A 19,281-nucleotide genomic window follows, 5' to 3' on the forward strand; every position below is an offset into this window, starting at 1 on the left:
AATCAATGTGTACGATCCAACCATTTTTGAAAATTTGAAAGTAGCGTTTGAAAACCATATTTATGATTTAGATAATAGAGATGAAAAAATAACGATTATCAATCGGGTAGATCGCATGGACTTTGCTATTCTTTCTCGCTACTTTGCAATTCAATTTCATCTCGTTGATCAACGAGATGTTACAGCAGAAATTGTACTACAAGCATCTATCAAAGAGCTAGCAGGAGAAATATTAGAAATACCTGGAGAAAATCTAGGATGCACCTTGTCCGTGCGCTTTACCAAAACTGTTCAAAATGTCGCCATCGAGTGCCCGCAGATTGAGCAAGCACTCAACGCTATTTGGGAAACCGATACCCAGCTAACGCAAACATTGAGTTTCGTCCATGGGCAACAAGTGTCCAATTATCTCAATAGTATAGACATGACATTCAAGTCTAAAATAACTGAGGAACATATGGCAGATATTGCAGATTTGCTGGCTCATGTTTTAGAATCGTTAGATGTGTTGAAGGGGATATGATAACGGTACTCTATGTGGCAGTTCACTGTGAAGATACTTTTAATCCCGAAATGGTTTCCTGTATTGGAAGGGATCATCCGAGTCTCGCAAAATAATCCACAAATTTGAAGAAGAAGTCATTTCACATAGCTAGTCTATTTGGGATGAAATAGTTAAATATTTGGATATTTTACATCTGTTCGCTTATACTTGGTGAACGGATATTTTTCTATTTGTTGAATAAATTTGCGTTGTAGGTGCTAGATTTTGATTCGAGGAATGTGATTAAATCAGCTATGGTGGCGTCAAGTAAGAAGGAGAGAATAAATGAGAGTATAAGAAATCATTAGTATCGTTAGAGATTATTTTTTACTGGCATTAATAGCCGTACTTGTTTTAGCGGTTATCTTTTTTCTAGGGTATTTCATTATCTATAAAAAGCTTTCGGGAGGGAAGAAAAGCCTTTCTAAGAAGCAGTTATTCCTTGTAGGCTTGTTTATTGGTTATGTCATCATGGTGATTGGCGTGACTTTTTTGAATAGAGGTTCAAACTTTCAGGGCAGTATGAATTTATCTTTTTTTACTTCGTACCGAGAAGCTTGGTATGATTTTAGTGTAAGGGATTGGCAGTTCCTGTATTTAAATATCTTCATGTTTGTACCATTCGGTATCCTTTTGCCATTATTGCATGCCCGTTTTCGAAAAGCAGGATGGACAATCGGAATGGCCGCATTATTTACTCTTTCCATTGAAAGTGTTCAGTTACTAACAGGATACGGTATTTTTGAAGTAGATGATTTATTTAATAATCTACTGGGTGCCATCATTGGGTATGGTATCATAATGGGCTTCATGACCATCAAAGAAAAGGGAATCAAGCAATCCTTGTTCTACTTTTCACCGTTATTGCTAGTGATTATCCTATCCGGCAGCATGTTTACATATTACTATTTGAAGGAATTTGGAAATCTCTCCATCGTACCCATTCATAAAACTAATATGACACAAGCAACCATTACGATGGATGTCCAGTTGGATGATCAGCGTAGAATAGTCCCGGTTTATAAAGTACCTAGCTATACGAAAACTGCTGCGAATGAGTTTGTCATCGACTTTTTTGGGGAAATGAATTTAGATACATTTGATATGGAAGTCATTTCTTATCAAAGTGAAGGTGTTTATTGGATTAGAGATGAAAGATCCCATAATATATGGTTTCGGTATTTAGATGGAAGTTATAGTTATAAGGATTTTTCAGGCTTTGACGAGGATAAAAAGCCGAAAGACACGGATGAAGAAACCTTAATAGAAAATATAACGAAATTCGGCATAGCTATTCCACAAGACGCGCATTTTCAACAGGTCGATACGGGTACTTATAAGTGGACGGTAGATTACAAGGTAATCGATAACCAGTTACTAAACGGTTATTTACTGGTGAATTATTATAACGATGACACGGTGAAGGAAATAGATCATCGATTAATAACTTATGACAAGGTAAGGGATATTCAAATAAAAAGCGGGCAAGAGGCTTATAAAGAAGTGCTAGATGGAGAGTTTAAATATTACGCTGAAAGTCGTGGGATAGAAGCTTTACATATTGAGAAAGTGGAAGTCAGCTATGAGTTAGACTTGAAAGGCTATTATCAACCTGTTTATGCCTTTCATGGTACAGCTGATGGAATAGAGATGACGATCTTAATTCCAGGAGTTTAGAAAATGCATAGATCGATTCAAAACAACGTTATGGTAACTCCGTTCGTGAAGAGAGGAGGAGAGGGGAAAGTGCCAAGATTATTTTTAGGTTTGGCTATTTTCGTTTTATTAATTGCTGTTGGATGTTCTAATTCATTGGATGGAGGTAAAGAAAAAGTTCATAAAACTGAAAATCCCAATGCGGAAGAGGTTTTAACATTAGACCCTGAAGCTGATATATTTCAGTTCGATGGCGTGATTTATCAGACTGGAATTGATTGGGTTGAAGAACTAACTTTGACAAAAGGTGAGCAGGTTGGGGAAATAGAAACTAGAAATGATACAGATACAAACTTTGAAAACAAAATGTCGAATAAACTACCTCTCGGTGCAAAGATTTTTTCAACTATAGAAAAAGAAGGACCTATTTTACTCGTAGAATCAGAAGGCGAAATTTTGAAATATTATGCGATTGTGGAAGGTTAATGGAGTTAGTTATATCATCCAATTTTAAAAAATATAATTACAGGCATGTAGCTGTTCGTAAGAATCATAAATTGATCTTTTTAAAAAGGAAATGGGGGAATGACGATGGATCTAGGCAATGAATACTTGTGTGTTGTGCGAGAACGATTTAAAGAGGTCAAAAAGCTCGGGGATAGGACAATGAGCCAATTGTCGGAAAACGATATTCATTGGAAGCCAAATGAAGCTTCAAATAGTATTGCGATTATCGCAAAGCATCTAAGTGGAAATATGGTGTCCAGATGGTCTGATATTTTCATTTCAGATGGGGAAAAGCCCAACAGGAATCGAGAACAAGAATTTGAGGATGATATATCGTCAAAACAGGAATTGCTAATAGTTTGGGAAAAGGGCTGGAGCAGTCTTTTTAAGACGTTACATGAATTAGAGGAGCAGGATTTATTAAACAGTATATACATCCGTGGTGAACGTCATACGGTACTAGAAGCCATCGAAAGGCAAGTGGCTCACTATGCGTATCATATAGGGCAAATCGTTTATATTGGGAAACAAATAAGAGCTGCGGATTGGGAAAGCCTAAGTATCCCCAAAGGAAAGTCGGAAGAGTATTTACAACAAATGCTAAAAAGGCATCAGCCATAACGCGCAGGCCTGAAATGAAAACAACCTTAGAAATCCCTTAAAACAGGATTTCCAAGGTTGTTTTTATTGTGATGACATCTATTAACTTTTACTACTACTGATTATATCAATAAAGTTCATTAAGCCATCCAAACTAGACATTTGCTGGTTACAACGCACACTATCGTGGCAAATATAATTCCCTTTTTTCGTGTACGTTCCATCACCAGCTGATTTTGTTGTTGATAAAAATAGAGAGACATTAGATGTTTCATTACAAATGGTGCAAAATCCTTTATGGGTGTTAGGTGACAGCATATCTGAGAACCCAACGAGCTCTCCATTTTGGTATAGAACAATGTATTTACGCTGAGTGCCTTTATCGTTCCAGCCAATGAAATTAAACTCTCTTAAATCATATTCCGACCAATTCGGTTGCTTGAACTTTTTAACCTTTTTAAAAGGTTTTAGTAACTGTTTTTCGGACGGTTGCTGGAAAGGGATCACGAACTCTTTTAGTTCATCTACGATTTTTGCAGCTTTTGCTTTCGTTAATTTCAGATCCATAAACTGGTCAACTATATGGGAGAAACGACTTTCATCGTTTAAAACCATTGTTATATTTTCATGCGCAAGTCCTTGTAATGTTTCGATTGTGCGCCTATCATTTACAGACCGATAAGCATTTACAAGGCCGTCTATTTGTTTTGATATAAATACAAATTCGTATGGATGTATAATTTGTGATGTCATTTTATTTTCCTTCTCTCATGTGGAGTGATGTCCTACTTTAGCGGAAAATAAAATATTCACCTGCCAAAGTATTAAAAAATAGAGTTCAATACTTTGGATACAGATAATGATGATTTAATCACCCTTATCACCCCCTCGTCTATTAATAGTAACGCCTTCGGGGTGAAAGTCAATTATTTAAAAAGCAGATCCTTATGGCTAATTAGCTGATCAACTAAATAATTCAAAACAGAAAACCGTAGATAGCTAAAGCGCAAAACTACGGTTTTCTGTTTTTGATTCGACGCTAATTACGGTTGCAAAAGAAGTGTGGTTTGTATATAGTGTGTATAAAGTATATATACACTAATCAGAGGAGAGAGGTGAGTACATGCAAATACTTATTTCAAACAGTTCAAAAGAGCCGATTTATGCGCAAATCTATGTTCAAATCAAAAAGCTGATCTTAACAGGTGAATTGCAAGAAGGAGAGTCGCTCCCTTCTATGCGCCAGCTTGCCAAGGATTTAGAGATTAGCGTGATTACAACGAAGCGTGCCTATGAGGAACTTGAAAAAAGTAGCTTTATTTATTCCATTGTGGGAAAAGGCTCGTTTGTTGCGGAGCAAAATATGGAGATGATGAAGGAAAGAAAAATGAATGTCATTGAAGAACAAATGCTAATCGCTATTCAAAACGGCAAGGAAATGGGCCTGAGCTTAGTAGAGCTCAAGGAAATACTTACAGTATTGTATAAGGAGGATGACTAATGGAAAATGTGATTGAATTACAACATGTGCATAAATCATTTGATGGTTTTCAACTAAAGGATTTTTCAATGACTGTTAAAAAAGGATTCGTCACGGGGGTTATCGGTGGAAATGGTGTAGGGAAATCAACGACGATTAAATTATTGATGAATTTAATGCAGCCAGATAGCGGAACGATTTCGATATTCGGTTTGAATTATAAGGACCATGAAAAAGAAATCAAACAGCGCATTGGTTTTGTATTCGAGGAAAATGTTTTTTATGAACATATAACGTTAGCTGCAATGAAGAAAATAATAAAACCAGCTTATTCAAATTGGGATGACAATCTATTCGATCATTATGTTCAAACATTTGAATTGCCGCTAGATAAAAAGATTAAGTCATTTTCCAAAGGAATGAAGATGAAAGCGTCGTTAACGATGGCTTTATCACACCATGCAGAATTAATTATTATGGATGAGCCTACGGCTGGATTAGATCCGACTTTTCGTAGAGAGTTGCTAGATATTTTACGTGAACTCATGCAAGATGGGAAGAAAACCATCTTCTTTTCGACGCATATTACGACAGATTTAGATCGTCTTGCAGACTATATTACGTTTATCCATAATGGTGAGCATATTTTCACGAAGGAATTTACTCAAATTGAAGAACAGTATGCCATTGTAAAAGGCGGAATGGAGCTGCTGGATCGGGATACAGAACAGGAATTTATAGCCATTCGAAAATCTGCTCATGGTTTTGTCGCCTTAACGGCGAATAAGGCGCGTATAGAAAATATTTTTGGAGAAATGGTTTTGATTGAGAAGCCAACGCTTGAAGATATTATGTTCTACACAAAGAAAGGTGCTGAGCAGCATGTTTAATTTGATACGCAAAGATATTATCTTACAAAAATCAACGTTAACCATTTTGTTACTGGTTTATTTGTTGCTTGGAGTTCCATCAATCCATGGAGGTGTTACAATTAGCATTATCGTCATTATGAGTGTGTATACAATGGATGAAAAATCTTCGATTCATATGCTACTCAATTCTCTGCCTTATACCCGAAAAGAAATTGTCAGTTCAAAATATATGGGTGCATGTATTATTACGTGTTTAGTTGCGGTCATCCTGTTTATTGTCAATTTAATCTTTTATCAAGAAATAATAGCATGGAGAGAGATCCTATTAATCATTAGTCTTGTGATGGTAGCGATGTCACTGATTTTTCCGTTTGTATATAGGTTCAAGAGTCAATATATACTAATGGTTGCGCTTATGTTAGGTTTTATTTATGTGTTCGTTAGAAGTACTTATATCCCTAACTTGAACGTTAAAACTAATGAGCTTGTGCAAATGGTATTAACGTTACAAACTGCTCAGTTCTATTTATTCATCGTCTTGTCGGCTATCGCACTCTATACCTGTTCATGGCTGTTGTCGATTTATATTTATAGAAAAAAAGTATTTTAAAGATATTCGTAGGGATTTGAGAAATGATATGTCCTATTATTTTTGTGAATAAACCAAGCCACTTCGATAATAAGTTAATCGAAATGGCTTGTTTTTTTAGTATGATATAAAGTTAGAAACATCCAGTTTTTCAAAGAATTATTTCACCGTACTCTTTGCTTCCGCATCCACTGCGTTGCAACCCACTTTTCTCCGGAGATAACGGGAGCGCCACCGTGCAAGGTTAACTCGTTTAACTCCTCATTCGTATAGAAATACTCGAAGTAAACCGCCGTCCCTTTTTGCGGTGATACTGAAAAATCCAGTTTAGGGAAATAGGTTTCTCCGCCTTCTTCAACATCATTTAAGTACATCACAAGCGTACTAATTCTATTATTGCTTGCTGCTTTACTTGTTGATGAAAAGAAATCATAGTGCGCTTTATATTCTTGACCAGGCGTATACTGAAGGATTTGCAGACCTTCTGCATGTTCAATGGGAAGATTCATAATAGATGAGATCCTTTTTTCGACTCTAGCAACAATTACGTTTTCACTTTCCTCAAAAAACATACCACTACTTGTTCTTAGTTCATTTACCTCGTGTGTTGCTCCAATTTTTGAACGCTGCATTTTGTCCATGGACAATCTGACTAGTTCATCGCATTCCTCGTGGCTCAACACATTTCCTAAAACGACTACCAATGGTTCTTCTAATCTCGTGATGATATCAATCTCACTATCGGTTGTGATTGTCTTTCCAACGTGATCAAATATAGTTTGCTCTTTCTCCGTTGTTTTCATCCTCAAGCCACCCCGTGAACTATTAAATTTTCAGAACAAGTACGTTATTTTGGTAGTAGCCTTCTTTTATTAAAAATCCTTTTTCTGGAACGGTTTATTTTATCACGTAATTTTAATATATCGCAAGTTTATAAAGACTTTTAATTCTATGGGGTTCTGTAAATCCGTTATGTGTACATTTATTTCCATATTCGTCGCCAATATAACAAGTGATTCAATTTTAATATCGGTTGCTAGCATATTGGAATAGATCAAGGAATAGTATTGGTGAGTAGACAGTGAACAAAATTAATTACCTGCATAGAAAAGGACAAGCTAAAATGGGCCCATTTGATGGCATAATCGACTGTCAATTTCATACTGAAAGGAGAATCGAATGTCAGAATTTCATCAGCAATCATCCGTTGAAGTTATGAAGACCTTGGACGTCACATATCAAGGATTAAGTGACGTTGATGTTCAGAGACGGCAGGAAGTATACGGTACGAATGAATTAGCGGAAGGGGAAAGGACAAGTATTCTCGCCGTTTTCTTTGGACAGTTTAAAGATTTATTGGTCATTATTTTACTGGTTGCCGCTTTCATTTCATTTCTATTAGGTGAAGTGGAAAGTACGATTGTGATACTGATTGTCGTCTTGCTAAATGCCATTCTAGGCACTGTACAGCATGTGAAGGCAGAGCAATCATTGGATAGCTTGAAAGATTTGACCTCTCCAGTCGCGAAAGTAATGCGGAATAACCAGCTAATAGAGATTCCATCAGAAGATATTGTGGTTGGGGACCTGCTCTATTTGGACGCTGGTGATTATATCAGTGCGGATGGACGATTAGTAGAAAGTCATAATTTGCTTATCAATGAAAGTTCGCTGACAGGTGAATCATTGGCTGTAGAGAAAAGTAACATACCCATTCAAGAAGACCGTGTAACCATTGCGGATCAAAAGAATATGGTGTTCACTGGGAGCTTTGTCACCAATGGACGCGGGATTGTTGTGGTGACGGCGATTGGCATGGAAACAGAAATCGGCAAAATCGCTAATTTACTAGACACTGCAAAAGAGAAGAAAACCCCTCTCCAAGTGAGCCTCGATCATTTTGGCGAAAAATTAGCTTTGGGGATCACGTTGATCTGTTTAGCTATTTTTACGATTGATCTGTTCAGGGGACGCGAATTAGTCGAATCGTTCATGTTTGCAGTTTCGCTTGCAGTTGCAGCCATTCCGGAAGCATTAAGTTCGATTGTTACGATTGTGCTGGCTTTTGGGACACAAAAAATGGCGAAGGAAAATGCCATTATCCGAAAGCTCTATGCCGTCGAAAGTTTGGGCAGTGTCTCTGTGATTTGTTCAGATAAAACCGGCACATTAACCGAAAATAAAATGACTGTGCAACACGTATTTGTGGACCAAAAAGTGATTCCGCACGATCAACTCCAACTAGAAAATAGTATAGAAAAGAAATTAATCTTACAGGCACTGTTATGTAATGATGCTGTGGAAAGGGATCGGAAAGAAATCGGTGATCCTACCGAAATTGCACTTGTAAAGTTAGGGAAACAATACAATTTTGATGAATTAATTGCCAGAGATCATTATCCAAGACTGACGGAAATTCCTTTTGATTCTGATAGAAAGCTCATGACGACAGTGAATCGAATCAATCAGCGAACCATCATGATTACCAAGGGAGCAGTCGATGTTTTACTTCCTAAAATCGTGAAAATCGAAACGTCTACAGGTGTACGTGCGATGACGGAAGCACATCGTAAAAAAATCGAAGACGTGAATCGTGATTTTTCAATGAATGGTTTAAGAGTAATAGCGATTGCTTATAAAGAAATCCAGGCGCATCAACCAATGGATGCCTGGATTGAAAGTGATTTCATCTTTGTGGGATTACTGGCGATGATGGATCCTCCACGGAAAGAGTCACAGGCAGCAGTTGAAAGTTGTATAAATGCTGGTATTAAGCCCGTTATGATTACAGGGGACCATAAAATAACAGCAACTGCGATTGCTAAACAAATTGGTATTTTAAAAGATCCATCAGAAGCAATCGAAGGATATGAAATTGAAGGATTAACAGATCAACAACTACAAGAACAGGTACAAGATTTCTCTGTCTATGCCCGCGTAACACCAGAGCATAAAATTCGAATCGTGAAAGCTTGGCAGGAAAAAGGACATGTCGTTGCGATGACGGGAGATGGTGTCAATGACGGCCCTGCCTTAAAGCATGCTGATATCGGGGTGGCGATGGGCATAACTGGTACCGAGGTAGCGAAAGATGCATCCTCCATGATCTTAACGGATGATAACTTTTCAACGATTGTCAAAGCGATTTCGAATGGCAGAAGCATGTATACGAATATTAAAAACGCCATTCTATTCTTATTATCGGGGAATGCAGGCGCTATTTTTGTAGTGTTATATGCCACTGTATTAGGTTTACCAGTTCCTTTTGCACCCGTGCATCTCTTATTTATTAACTTGCTGACTGATAGTTTGCCAGCCATTGCAATTGGATTAGAGCCGCATAATAAGAAAACGATGAAGGACAAGCCAAGAAATATTCACACGCCTTTATTAAATAAAACAGTAACTACTCAAGTAGTGCTCGAAGGGTTATTAATAGCAATTTCAACGGTTATTGCTTTTCGAATTGGATTAGCAACGGGCGATACGCAAACAGCAAGCACTATGGCATTTACAACTTTATGTTTGTCAAGACTAGTACATGGCTTCAACTCAAGGTCAATTGAATCGATCTTCACGATTGGTGTATTTTCCAATATGTATACGTGGCTAGCATTTTTAATCGGGTTTTTATGTTTACATGCCGTATTATTCATCCCATCACTTACGGATATGTTTGAAGTCGCAACACTGAGTGGGAGACAATTAGGGTTTATGTATAGTTTGTCCGTTATGCCATTTTTGGTGAATCAGTGGTATAAGGTGTTGTTTGTTAGACGGAAATAATGAATGTTATTCATATATATTAAAAAGTATGATTTAAAAATTTCGGTAGGTTTATGGGCTGATTAATGGATAATCCGTGGATAAAGCCCAATTTTTAAATAAGACTTTAAAAAGGACCCATTCAGCCACGCATGCTGTTTGGACTAACCTAAATTAATGAGACAATATAAAACACCTTCGGAGTGGTACACTTGTAAACAAGTACTTACATCGGAGGTGTTTTTGCGTGGGCAAAAACGTATATTCAAGCGAAGTTAAATGGGCAGTTGTTAAGGATAAATTAAGTGGTGAATTGACGAACAAGCAGATTATGGAGAAGCACGGAATTAAAAATGATTCACAGATTAAGACTTGGATGAAATGGTACCGTTCGAATGAAATCTATCGATTTGATCAGCCGATTGGTAAACAATACACTTTTGGTCACGGTCCTGATTTCTCCAGCGAAGAGGACAAACGAGAACGTCAATTTTCTCATTTAAAGATGGAGAATGAAATTCTAAAAAAGTACATGGAAATCGAAAGGGAGTTAAAAAAGAAATAGTTCTACAGATTGTAGAGAAATCTAAAAAGAAGTATACGATTAAGGCTATCTTGTCCGCGCTAGGAGTACCACGGGCGAACTATTATAGGTGGTGTCTTCAAGGCATCGATAAGTCGCTTTCAGTAGAAGAGGAAGCGATTATGGAACTATGTAAGAGCACTAAATATCGGAATGGACATAGAAAAATAAAGGCAATGTTAAAACAGAAATATCACATTGAATTGCATCGCAACACCGTTCAGACTCTAATGCAAAAGCATAACTTGCAGTGTCGTATTAAGCCAAAACGGAAGTGGAAATCTCAAGGAGAAAGTATCATAATTGCCCCTAATCTTCTTAAGCGTGATTTCACCGCTAGCGAACCCAACAAAAAATGGGTAACAGACATCACATATATCCAATATGGCAGTACAACAAAATATCTTTCGACCATTATGGATTTATTCAATAATGAAATTGTCGCTTACAAATTATACGATCATCAACAGACACCACTCGTAATTGACACGTTAAAGGAGGCACTGGCTATTCGTAATCACCCCGAAGGTGTGATTGTGCATTCAGACCAAGGAAGTCTTTACACGTCTTATGCGTATCAGGCCTGCATTAAGGATAACGACCTTGTCAGCAGCATGTCGCGTAGGGGAAACTGTTGGGATAATGCGGTGATTGAATCTTTTCATTCGAACTTGAAGTCTGAGGAATTTCAATATGTTAAATTTAATTCGTTACGCAACCAAGATGTATTTGAGCGGGTTATTACTTATTTAAATTATTATAATGAAGAACGTATCCAAGAAAAATTAGGCTACCTAACACCCATAAAATATGGTGTCAAAGCAGCCTAATTAAGGTGTTTTATATGTGTCTCATATCGCTATGTCAGTCTAGTTAGGTCCTTATTTTTTATGCCTCTTTTGTTTTTTCAATTTCATCGACTTTGATGAACTTAAAGACAATCAGCAATAGGATGAATCCCAACACACCTGACGTAATATAGCTGACATTGAGATAGTTTTTCATGACGAGTGACATAATAGGGGGACCGGCTGCAACACCGATAAATCTCGCCGAGCTATAAAAAGAGGAAACAGTGCCTCTTAACTCTTTTTTAATATTCTCTGTAATAATAGCATCAAGTGCAGGCAATAATGCGCCAATAGCTATTCCCACTATACTTGTTACCATTAACAGCAAGATCAATTTTTCGCTTGTAAATCCTACGAAAACGACGCTGACGGACATTGCAATCAAGCAGATAATCATTAATTTTTTAATTGTTGCTAGGTCGCCTTTAATTTTTCGACCCGAAATAAAAGAAGCAATGCAAAGCAGCAAAAGTGGAACGGCCAGAACGAAACCTTTCTTAATGCCCTTTATATTATGAACTTTTTCGAGATTTTCTGATAAGAAAAATAACATACTGAATAATATCAGCATAACAAGGACCCCATTAAGAAATACGGTATACAACCATTTTCCTTCCACCTTGAATACTTTTTTTGTATTACTTAAAAACTCCTTAAACTTCACTGGTTCATCTTTTTCTTTGGGGACTTTAACAAAGAAAAAGATAAGTGCAATAGAAATTAAACTGAGCGCAGAAATGGAAAAGAAGGGAAGAAACCATAAAATGGCGGCGAATATTGAACCTAAGATGGGACTTAGTACTTTTCCGAACGTGTTCGATGTTTCGATGATGCCTAGACAAGAACTCGTTTTCTCATCATCATCTTGATAAAGATCGCCTACAAGCGGTAATACGATTGGCATGGCACCAGCTGCCCCAATACCTTGTAGAACCCTTCCAATGATAATTACGGTGTATGGATCATCCATCCTCCATGAGGCAAATCCGGCAATCAGACCCCCAATTAAAGCGAAGAGTAAACTCGGTAATATCACCATTTTCCTACCAAAGCGGTCTGATAAATAGCCTGCTACTGGTATTAGAAAAATAGCCGCGACTGAATAGCTTGTAATGATCATGCTCGACTGAAATGATGTGATTCCTATCTTTTCTTCCAGTATCGGGAGTACAGGAATGAGCATGGAATTTCCGAGCGTCATGATAAGAGGAATCGAAGCCATACTTACAATACACCATATACTTACTTGATTCGTATTATTTTTCATACCCACACCTCGACCACTCATATTTTGACTAGTAAAGGTATGGTTTCCTTGCGTGTTCATTTTATGCGTTAAAGGTTTATCTATTTTCGGAAAGAAGACTCTCACTTCAATCACGTAAAGGGCATAGCCCAGTGATAAGTGGGAGATGAATTTCAGTTGGGCGACAGCCCAAAATACTAGCTTTAAAGGAACATATATTCCATAATTGGATTAAAGTTCTTTTGAAGCGAGGTGGAAGTCCATACTGATCAACAAAGCCTATAAGTTCCGTATCTATCCTAATAAAGACCAACAAGTTCTCATTGCTAAAACAATTGGATGCAGTCGTTTTGTCTTTAATCACTTTTTGGATAGGTGGAATCACGCCTATAAAGAAACAGGTAAAGGACTAAATTATGGAACTTGTTCAGCTAGCCTTCCCTTGTTGAAAAAGGAATTGTCTTGGTTAAAAGAAGTAGATAGTATTGCTCTTCAATCGTCCGTTCGCAATCTTGCAGATTCGTTTGACCGCTTTTTTAAGAAGCAAAACAAGCCGCCCCGTTTTAAATCGAAAAGAAATAACGTCCAGTCTTACACTACAAAACACACGAACGGTAATATCGCGGTTATCGATAATGTCATCAAGTTGCCCAAGCTAGGGCTTGTTAAACTTTCCAAAAGCCGCGAGATTACGGGGCGTATCATCAATGCGACCATCAGACGGAATCCAAGCGGGAAATATTTTGTTTCCATTCTTGTTGAAACAGTAGTTTGTGAGCTAGCTAAAACCAATACTTCTATCGGTATTGATGTGGGTCTAAAGGATTTCGCCATTCTGTCAGATGAAGCTGTCTATGAAAACCCAAAATTCTTTCGCACATTGGAAAAGAAATTAACCAAAGCGCAGCGGATTCTCTCAAGAAGACAAGAACAAGCGATCCGGCAACAAAAACCTTTACATGAGGCGAAGAACTACCAGAAACAACGAAGAATAGTCGCTTGTATTCATGAAGAAATTGCGAATAAAAGAAATGACTACTTGCATAAAACTTCCACCGAAATCATCAAAAACCACGATGTCATCGGAATTGAGGATTTGCAGGTATCAAACATGTTGAAAAACCATAATTTAGCCAAAGCAATCAGTGAAGTGAGTTGGTCGCAGTTCCGTACAATGCTTGAATACAAGGCGAAATGGTACGGAAAAACAGTCATCGCCGTGGCTAAAAACTTCCCTTCCAGTCAGCTCTGTTCAAGCTGTGGCTATCACCATAAAGATGTTAAGAATCTCGCATTACGTGAATGGGTATGCCCAGAATGTGACTCGCGTCATGACCGGGATATTAATGCAAGTATCAATCTTGAAAAAGAAGCAATAAGACTTCTAACCGCAGGGACTGCGGGGCTAGCCTAATCCAAACTTTCGGTTACGAAGGTGTTCTTAGGAATCTCCCACCTCTAAATGAAGTGAAGGTGGGGGTAGTTCAAATTATTAAGTTACACTAAAAAGCACTATGTAAAAGCAGGGGAATATATTTGTGAAACCTTGAAAACGCTTATAAAAATAAAGCTTTAAAAGCCTGTATGCCAAAGTAAATCCCGAAACCAATCATAGAGAAAGAAGAAATAATGGAGACAATTTTCAATAGCTTAGTGGATAATAGTCTACGGGCTCCACTAGATAAAAAGGACATGATTAAATCCACCAACATAATGCCAATCAAAATAGCAATACTATTTAAAACGATTTGATATCCCGTTAAGACTCCAACAGTTTTCGCAAGGATGGAGCCATATATTCCTAGCCAAAAAAGGATTGTGAGCGGATTCAACAATGACATAAAGAAACCAGTAACGATTGATTGTCTAAGACGAACTCTTTTACCAGAATTCAAGTTCGTCTCTATTTTTCTAAGCGTAAGTAAATTTTCTAAACCCGTATACATAAGGACAAAACAGCCAAACGACCAGAGGATTATTTTCAATAAAGGCGAATCAATAAATTGACCAACCCCAAAATAAACCATAGACATATACATGACGTCGGTGGTCAAAGACCCGAGACTAAAAAACCAAGCGTGAAAAAAACCACTTCTAATCCCCGTGTTTAATAGGACGGTCTTTACAGGTCCAATGGGTGTAGCTAAAGATACACCCAATAAGAAATAGATAAATATTGAATTCATAGCCATAGCCCTCCAGTAAAATGGTGTCATAGGATTTTATTCTAAAGAAAGGACTTATACGACATGTGAATGAAGAAATTTAAATAAAACATGTTGCTGTTTTTTTCCGTATCGCTAGCAGTCATTTATGTTTTGGTACGATTCTATATGCGGGTGAGGTGGGGGACAGACGAGGAGCTTCGGGCAATTGCTGACTATGCACTTCAACGCCATTTTCTAGATATAAAAATAGATAATATTCACAATCTAGTATTGTTACAAGACGTTATCCAGCGTCAAGCTACTCTCCTCGCTGACTAGGCCATTTATAGAGACAAACAATGGTGTCCAGCTAAAGGCAGTATAGGAAGTGACTAATATATCTCCTTGATGTAGGGTACGAATCATTTAAATAGGACGAGATGGGTAAAGGTATTATGAAGATTTCTTTCATTCATGAAAAGCAGCGATTTGATTTTTTCTTTATCGATGGAGATAAAGAGAACTATGAAAATTATTTGGACTATTGTATTCGACTTGCGAAGGCGGGGGCGTTAATCGTAACGGATAATGTACTAGCTGGTGGTAGTATAGTAGACTCAGGGGCGAAACCGAAACATTATACGGAATTGATGAAGACATTCAATGAAACGGTAGCGAATCATTCGCAATTGGAATCACTGTTGATTCCAATCGGGGATGGGCTGACGATATCAAGAGTGAAGAAATAAGTAGGGAGTACCGGGTTCTCGCCGAATGGGAACTCGGTATTTTTTATTAAAAAAGTCTACGCGGAGTGTTGTATAATGAGGGAAGTATGAATCGTAAGAAAGGGGACATTTGACCATGACAACTTCAAAAAGAAGTTTATGGGTATGCAGCAACGGACACGAATACTATAAGAGCAGTGATTGCCCCGTCTGTCCGATCTGTGAGCAAGAACGCAAGCCTGATAATGGATTTCTTGCGAAGCTTTCGGCACCGGCAAGAAGAGCGTTGGAGCATAATGGAATTACAACACTACAACAATTAGCCACATATAGTGAAAAAGAGATTTTACAGTTTCACGGCATAGGCCCAACTTCCGTCCCTGTACTCAGAGCTTCTTTGGAGGAAAGTGGATTGACGTTTATACAGTAAAGAGGAACATCCATTTTGGGGATTTAGCTGGGCAATATTCCAACAATCAACAAGATACCACGTTATATACTGTCAAATCGAACGAAATTGCAAAATTCTTAGAAATGAATCCGATTGTCGAAGAGCATGGATTTATAAATGCGCGATTGAGCACACGATTTAACAAACATACAAATGAAACCATTTATTATTTGAAAAGCTGTTTAAATAACCTTTCACTCAAGAATATTCCAAATCTAGTCTCAAAAATTGATGATATTGATGATTTTTTCCGAAAGATTCAGTGAGTAAAAGATGTTTCCGTTAAATTATAAAAAATTAGGGATAGCCAAAGCTATCCCTAATTGTCGGAGCATAATGAATGAGTGCTTAGTTTGCCATTAAAGATACCCATTAATACGTGATTTGTCTTCTGCAATAATTTCATCTTTCAAATTTTCAATGCCTTCTTTCCGTCGCGCATTTTTCTCCTGAATAGCAACCAGTTCTTTTCCTTCTGCGAACTCCATTGCTGCTTCCGCCGCTTCCAGATTACTAATTGTTTTCTTAAGCCTTTCTTCATTATCAGCTGAATCGTTTGGTTTGGGTGTGAATTTTGACATCACGCTTCCTCCTTTATTGTTTAAAAATCATTCAAGAGGTAGCATGCCCGAATGCACAAGAACTATTCGATGGAGAAATAGCGAAAAGGATCAATTTCAATTAGCCCAAGTACAATCTTTTAGTATTGTCATACACCTGTCGATAGACATCACGACAATCCATTTTCTTCACAGAGGCAATCTTGGCAATGGAATGGTGCATCATATTCGGATGTGTCATCGTATTGTCAAAAGGTCCCGAGAACGGCCACGGCCCGTCTGTTTCGACTAGTAGGCGTTCGATAGGGTATTGCTCAATGAGTCTGTGGATTTCTGGCTCGTAGACGCAATCGGGTGTCACGGATACATAGTAACCATTGCGTATCATCCGCTCGATAGTCGATGATGCGCCCTTGAACCAATGGAAATGGGCCTGTGTCACAGAATACTGCTCTAACATATCGCATACTATTTCAGCATCTTCGTAAACAGCGTGGAGCACGATTGGTTTATTCCAAGTATTGGCTTGACGGATGAATGCTTCGAGCGCCTCTTTATAAGGCTCAAGTTGCAAGTTAGGGTTCTTCTTTTTCAAATAATAAGGCAGCCCGACCTCACCAATGGCGACCATCTGATCCTTATGTAGATGCATGAAAGAAAATAGCTCCTGCAGGACAATATCAGAAGGTGGCCCTTGCTCCGGATGATAGCCGAAGGCCGGGGAGATGCCTGAATGACTTTCTGCAAGTTTCAAATTGTTGACGCTGGAAGCAAGGTCCATTGACACACTGATTAAGCCACTTAGTGTAGAGGATGGACTCTCCAAATCGTCGATGATTGCTCTCTGCCCGGCTATATCATATTGGTCAAGGTGGATATGTGCGTCAATGATTGGCAGTGGGTCATTTTCCTCGTAGTTCATGATGAATCTCCCTTTTCAACTGCATAAATGGCTCGCTCAATAACATATCTTCCGTCCGCGGTCTCGGAAAAGAAACGCTAATTTCTTTTCGGATGGACGCTGGTTTATCGGAAAGAATTAAAATTCGGTCTGATAAATACAGAGCTTCTTCGATATTATGTGTAATAAATACAATCGATTTACGGTATTGCTCCCAAATAGCTAGCAGCCATTCCTGCATTTCAAATCGCGTGAATTCATCGAGTGCGGAGAATGGTTCGTCTAAGCAAATGATGGATTGAGGGCTGTTAAGACTGCGAATAAAGGCGACGCGCTGCTTCATACCACCAGATAATTGGTGTGGATAGGCTTGTTCATAGCCGCTGAGTCCGGCTTTTTCAATAAGCTCCAATGCAGTCGCAGTATCTTTTTGTCCCGCAATTTCTGAGCTTAATAATACATTTTCTAAAATCGTTCGCCATGGAAATAACGAAGCATTTTGTGGCATATAGCTAATGTGGCCACGCGAGTTGTTGAGCGTTTTGCCATCCAGCATAATCTTGCCATGATCTGGTGGATATAGGCCACCAATGAGTTGAAATAATGTGCTTTTCCCACTGCCAGATGGTCCGACAATGGAGACAAATTCGCCTTCATCGACATGAAAGGATACATCTTGTAGCACATGAAGATCATCATAAGACTTTGAAATCTGCTGTAACTGTAATTTACCCATTCGATGAATTCCCTCCTTGTCGCTGCCAGCGGAACAGCCATTTTTCAATCATTGCAATGATAGCGAAAAAAGTTAGACTTAAAATCATAATAAGCAAAATAGCGACAAATACGCGATCCGTTTTAAAGGAGGAGGATGCTAGTGTCATATAGACACCAATTCCTTTATTGGCACCGAGCCATTCTGAAATGACAGCGCCCATGACACTATAGGTAGCTGCAATTTTTAAACCTGAAAAGAGAGAAGGCAGGGCATAGGGCCACTGTAATTTCCAAAAAATTTGTCGATTCGATGCCCCCGTCATTTTCATATAATGCAGCAAATCTCGGTCTGTTTGCCGCAAACCATCCAGTAGGGCGATGGTGATGGGGAAAAAGCACACGAGTACAATAATAATCACTTTCGGTAACATACCGAATCCGAACCAGATGACAAGCAAAGGTGCTAACACAATGATTGGAATGTTTTGCGATAAAATCAGTAGCGGATAAAAGGCTTCCTGTAACACAGGTAGACGGAATAACAATATGGCAACGGCTAGACCTACAATAATACCAATCGTATAACCAGTAAGTGTCAGACGGATGGTCGATAAAATATGACCGAAATAAAGTGACCAGCCCTGAATGGTCTCTTGCCACACTTGTGTAGGAACGGGGAGTAGCCATGCGGGAATATTGAATAGCCGGCCTGCTAGTTCCCAAAGGATAAGTAAAAGGATGATGACCAATAGAGGTCGCCATCCTTTTTTAAATACGTGTTTCAACGGTATTTCTCCGTCAGTTTGTCCATGGAAGCACCGTCTGGCTTATAAAGTATTTTCACCTGCGAAATGATACTTAGTGAGCCTTTTTCAATCATAAGCTCATTCATTTTTTGTACAATCGCTAGTAACTCCGTCAAGTTACCTTCCATTGTTGTTTCCAGCGGTGATACTTGGTAAGGGACACCTGCTTCCTCAATAACTGCAATAGCGGCATCTACCAAGGGAATCACATCTTCTCCATTGGGCATTTTGGGGATGATTTGAATACTAACAAGTGCGTTTGTCATAGTAGTTCCTCC

The 19,281-nt window shown here is 38.3% G+C and carries 20 protein-coding genes and 1 pseudogene; 12 read left to right on the forward strand and 9 right to left on the reverse strand.

The features are described 5' to 3' along the window. The first annotated feature begins 7 nt into the window (after positions 1–7). The 4 genes from MKZ10_RS08315 to MKZ10_RS08330 all read left to right on the forward strand — a co-directional run bounded on the left by MKZ10_RS08315 (position 8) and on the right by MKZ10_RS08330 (position 3,328). The gene (locus MKZ10_RS08315; protein WP_342509662.1) at positions 8–523 is read left to right on the forward strand and encodes a hypothetical protein; all 516 of its coding nucleotides are present in this window, start codon (positions 8–10) and stop codon (positions 521–523) included. Between the two features lie 471 nt (positions 524–994). Further along, the gene (locus MKZ10_RS08320; protein ID WP_342509664.1) at positions 995–2,221 is read left to right on the forward strand and encodes a VanZ family protein; all 1,227 of its coding nucleotides are present in this window, start codon (positions 995–997) and stop codon (positions 2,219–2,221) included. Positions 2,222–2,224: 3 nt separating this feature from the next. Beyond that, on the forward strand, positions 2,225–2,686 hold the full coding sequence (locus MKZ10_RS08325; RefSeq protein WP_342509666.1) for a hypothetical protein: 462 nt from the start codon (positions 2,225–2,227) through the stop codon (positions 2,684–2,686). 105 nt (positions 2,687–2,791) lie between these two features. Continuing rightward, a complete protein-coding gene (locus MKZ10_RS08330) occupies positions 2,792–3,328 on the forward strand; it encodes a DUF1572 family protein (protein ID WP_342509668.1) in 537 nt (178 codons plus the stop codon). An 81-nt stretch (positions 3,329–3,409) separates the two neighbouring features. Here MKZ10_RS08330 and MKZ10_RS08335 read toward each other — a convergent pair whose 3' ends face one another. Beyond that, positions 3,410–4,060: a FusB/FusC family EF-G-binding protein gene (locus tag MKZ10_RS08335; RefSeq protein ID WP_342509670.1), complete on the reverse strand. Its 651-nt coding sequence runs from the start codon at positions 4,058–4,060 to the stop codon at positions 3,410–3,412. A gap of 370 nt (positions 4,061–4,430) precedes the next feature. On the opposite strand from MKZ10_RS08335, the gene MKZ10_RS08340 reads away from it, so the two are divergent. Genes MKZ10_RS08340 through MKZ10_RS08350 form a run of 3 tightly spaced genes read left to right on the forward strand, consistent with a single transcriptional unit; the run spans position 4,431 to position 6,269 of the window. Next, positions 4,431–4,808, forward strand: coding sequence for a GntR family transcriptional regulator (locus MKZ10_RS08340; RefSeq protein WP_342509673.1), 378 nt, complete (start codon positions 4,431–4,433; stop codon positions 4,806–4,808). Then, positions 4,808–5,677: an ABC transporter ATP-binding protein gene (locus tag MKZ10_RS08345; RefSeq protein ID WP_342509674.1), complete on the forward strand. Its 870-nt coding sequence runs from the start codon at positions 4,808–4,810 to the stop codon at positions 5,675–5,677. Before MKZ10_RS08340 ends, MKZ10_RS08345 begins: the two co-directional genes overlap by 1 nt. Continuing rightward, a complete protein-coding gene (locus tag MKZ10_RS08350) occupies positions 5,670–6,269 on the forward strand; it encodes an ABC-2 transporter permease (protein WP_342509676.1) in 600 nt (199 codons plus the stop codon). The genes MKZ10_RS08345 and MKZ10_RS08350 overlap by 8 nt, the downstream gene beginning before the upstream one ends. A 143-nt stretch (positions 6,270–6,412) precedes the next feature. Here MKZ10_RS08350 and MKZ10_RS08355 read toward each other — a convergent pair whose 3' ends face one another. After that, positions 6,413–7,051, reverse strand: coding sequence for a 2OG-Fe(II) oxygenase (locus MKZ10_RS08355; protein ID WP_342509678.1), 639 nt, complete (start codon positions 7,049–7,051; stop codon positions 6,413–6,415). A gap of 376 nt (positions 7,052–7,427) precedes the next feature. On the opposite strand from MKZ10_RS08355, the gene MKZ10_RS08360 reads away from it, so the two are divergent. Together MKZ10_RS08360 and MKZ10_RS08365 are read left to right on the forward strand one after the other, a co-directional pair. Further along, on the forward strand, positions 7,428–10,034 hold the full coding sequence (locus MKZ10_RS08360; protein ID WP_342509679.1) for a cation-translocating P-type ATPase: 2,607 nt from the start codon (positions 7,428–7,430) through the stop codon (positions 10,032–10,034). 226 nt (positions 10,035–10,260) lie between these two features. After that, positions 10,261–11,426, forward strand: a protein-coding gene (locus MKZ10_RS08365; RefSeq protein WP_342504998.1) for an IS3 family transposase whose coding sequence is annotated in 2 segments (ribosomal slippage) — positions 10,261–10,537 and positions 10,537–11,426 — 1,167 coding nt in all. Because the reading frame shifts where the segments join, the coding sequence is not laid out codon by codon here. Between the two features lie 58 nt (positions 11,427–11,484). Here MKZ10_RS08365 and MKZ10_RS08370 read toward each other — a convergent pair. Then, positions 11,485–12,714 carry an MFS transporter gene (locus tag MKZ10_RS08370; protein ID WP_342509682.1) on the reverse strand — a complete coding sequence of 410 codons (1,230 nt, stop codon included), beginning with the start codon at positions 12,712–12,714 and terminating at the stop codon, positions 11,485–11,487. Between the two features lie 241 nt (positions 12,715–12,955). On the opposite strand from MKZ10_RS08370, the gene tnpB reads away from it, so the two are divergent. Further along, on the forward strand, positions 12,956–14,107 hold the full coding sequence (gene tnpB / locus MKZ10_RS08375) for an IS200/IS605 family element RNA-guided endonuclease TnpB (RefSeq protein WP_342510099.1): 1,152 nt from the start codon (positions 12,956–12,958) through the stop codon (positions 14,105–14,107). 142 nt (positions 14,108–14,249) lie between these two features. Here the strand turns inward: tnpB and MKZ10_RS08380 are convergent, their stop codons facing one another. Next, positions 14,250–14,879, reverse strand: coding sequence for a LysE family transporter (locus MKZ10_RS08380; protein ID WP_342509683.1), 630 nt, complete (start codon positions 14,877–14,879; stop codon positions 14,250–14,252). 437 nt (positions 14,880–15,316) lie between these two features. Here MKZ10_RS08380 and MKZ10_RS08385 point away from each other — a divergent pair. Next, positions 15,317–15,589: pseudogene (locus MKZ10_RS08385) on the forward strand (O-methyltransferase); the annotation flags it as partial. Between the two features lie 115 nt (positions 15,590–15,704). Further along, positions 15,705–15,998 carry an RNA polymerase alpha subunit C-terminal domain-containing protein gene (locus MKZ10_RS08390; protein ID WP_342509684.1) on the forward strand — a complete coding sequence of 98 codons (294 nt, stop codon included), beginning with the start codon at positions 15,705–15,707 and terminating at the stop codon, positions 15,996–15,998. Positions 15,999–16,378: 380 nt separating this feature from the next. On the opposite strand, the gene MKZ10_RS08395 is transcribed toward MKZ10_RS08390, so the two are convergent. From MKZ10_RS08395 to MKZ10_RS08415, 5 genes are all read right to left on the reverse strand, one after another. After that, positions 16,379–16,600 (reverse strand): small, acid-soluble spore protein tlp, encoded by a 222-nt coding sequence (locus tag MKZ10_RS08395; protein ID WP_342509685.1) that lies wholly within the window; start codon positions 16,598–16,600, stop codon positions 16,379–16,381. 100 nt (positions 16,601–16,700) lie between these two features. Next, entirely contained in the window at positions 16,701–17,501 is an 801-nt protein-coding gene (locus tag MKZ10_RS08400) for a TatD family hydrolase (protein WP_342509687.1), read from the reverse strand. Beyond that, complete coding sequence (locus MKZ10_RS08405; RefSeq protein WP_342509689.1) at positions 17,482–18,216, reverse strand: ABC transporter ATP-binding protein; 735 nt, start codon at positions 18,214–18,216, stop codon at positions 17,482–17,484. Before MKZ10_RS08405 ends, MKZ10_RS08400 begins: the two co-directional genes overlap by 20 nt. Next, positions 18,209–18,982, reverse strand: coding sequence for an ABC transporter permease (locus MKZ10_RS08410; protein ID WP_342509691.1), 774 nt, complete (start codon positions 18,980–18,982; stop codon positions 18,209–18,211). Before MKZ10_RS08410 ends, MKZ10_RS08405 begins: the two co-directional genes overlap by 8 nt. Further along, positions 18,979–19,269 (reverse strand): thiamine-binding protein, encoded by a 291-nt coding sequence (locus MKZ10_RS08415; protein WP_342509693.1) that lies wholly within the window; start codon positions 19,267–19,269, stop codon positions 18,979–18,981. The genes MKZ10_RS08410 and MKZ10_RS08415 overlap by 4 nt, the downstream gene beginning before the upstream one ends. Between the last annotated feature and the right edge of the window lie 12 nt (positions 19,270–19,281).

Source organism: Sporosarcina sp. FSL K6-2383, from assembly GCF_038618305.1.
Classification (GTDB): domain Bacteria; phylum Bacillota; class Bacilli; order Bacillales_A; family Planococcaceae; genus Sporosarcina.

Excerpts from the sequence above, each read along its gene's own strand:
- MKZ10_RS08325 (WP_342509666.1), top strand. The coding sequence starts at position 2,225 with ATGCATAGATCGATTCAAAACAACGTTATGGTAACTCCGTTCGTGAAG.
- MKZ10_RS08330 (WP_342509668.1), top strand. The coding sequence starts at position 2,792 with ATGGATCTAGGCAATGAATACTTGTGTGTTGTGCGAGAACGATTTAAA.
- MKZ10_RS08335 (WP_342509670.1), bottom strand. The coding sequence starts at position 4,060 with ATGACATCACAAATTATACATCCATACGAATTTGTATTTATATCAAAA.
- MKZ10_RS08340 (WP_342509673.1), top strand. The coding sequence starts at position 4,431 with ATGCAAATACTTATTTCAAACAGTTCAAAAGAGCCGATTTATGCGCAA.
- MKZ10_RS08345 (WP_342509674.1), top strand. The coding sequence starts at position 4,808 with ATGGAAAATGTGATTGAATTACAACATGTGCATAAATCATTTGATGGT.
- MKZ10_RS08350 (WP_342509676.1), top strand. The coding sequence starts at position 5,670 with ATGTTTAATTTGATACGCAAAGATATTATCTTACAAAAATCAACGTTA.
- MKZ10_RS08355 (WP_342509678.1), bottom strand. The coding sequence starts at position 7,051 with ATGAAAACAACGGAGAAAGAGCAAACTATATTTGATCACGTTGGAAAG.
- MKZ10_RS08360 (WP_342509679.1), top strand. The coding sequence starts at position 7,428 with ATGTCAGAATTTCATCAGCAATCATCCGTTGAAGTTATGAAGACCTTG.
- MKZ10_RS08370 (WP_342509682.1), bottom strand. The coding sequence starts at position 12,714 with ATGAAAAATAATACGAATCAAGTAAGTATATGGTGTATTGTAAGTATG.
- MKZ10_RS08380 (WP_342509683.1), bottom strand. The coding sequence starts at position 14,879 with ATGAATTCAATATTTATCTATTTCTTATTGGGTGTATCTTTAGCTACA.
- MKZ10_RS08390 (WP_342509684.1), top strand. The coding sequence starts at position 15,705 with ATGACAACTTCAAAAAGAAGTTTATGGGTATGCAGCAACGGACACGAA.
- MKZ10_RS08395 (WP_342509685.1), bottom strand. The coding sequence starts at position 16,600 with ATGTCAAAATTCACACCCAAACCAAACGATTCAGCTGATAATGAAGAA.
- MKZ10_RS08400 (WP_342509687.1), bottom strand. The coding sequence starts at position 17,501 with ATGAACTACGAGGAAAATGACCCACTGCCAATCATTGACGCACATATC.
- MKZ10_RS08405 (WP_342509689.1), bottom strand. The coding sequence starts at position 18,216 with ATGGGTAAATTACAGTTACAGCAGATTTCAAAGTCTTATGATGATCTT.
- MKZ10_RS08415 (WP_342509693.1), bottom strand. The coding sequence starts at position 19,269 with ATGACAAACGCACTTGTTAGTATTCAAATCATCCCCAAAATGCCCAAT.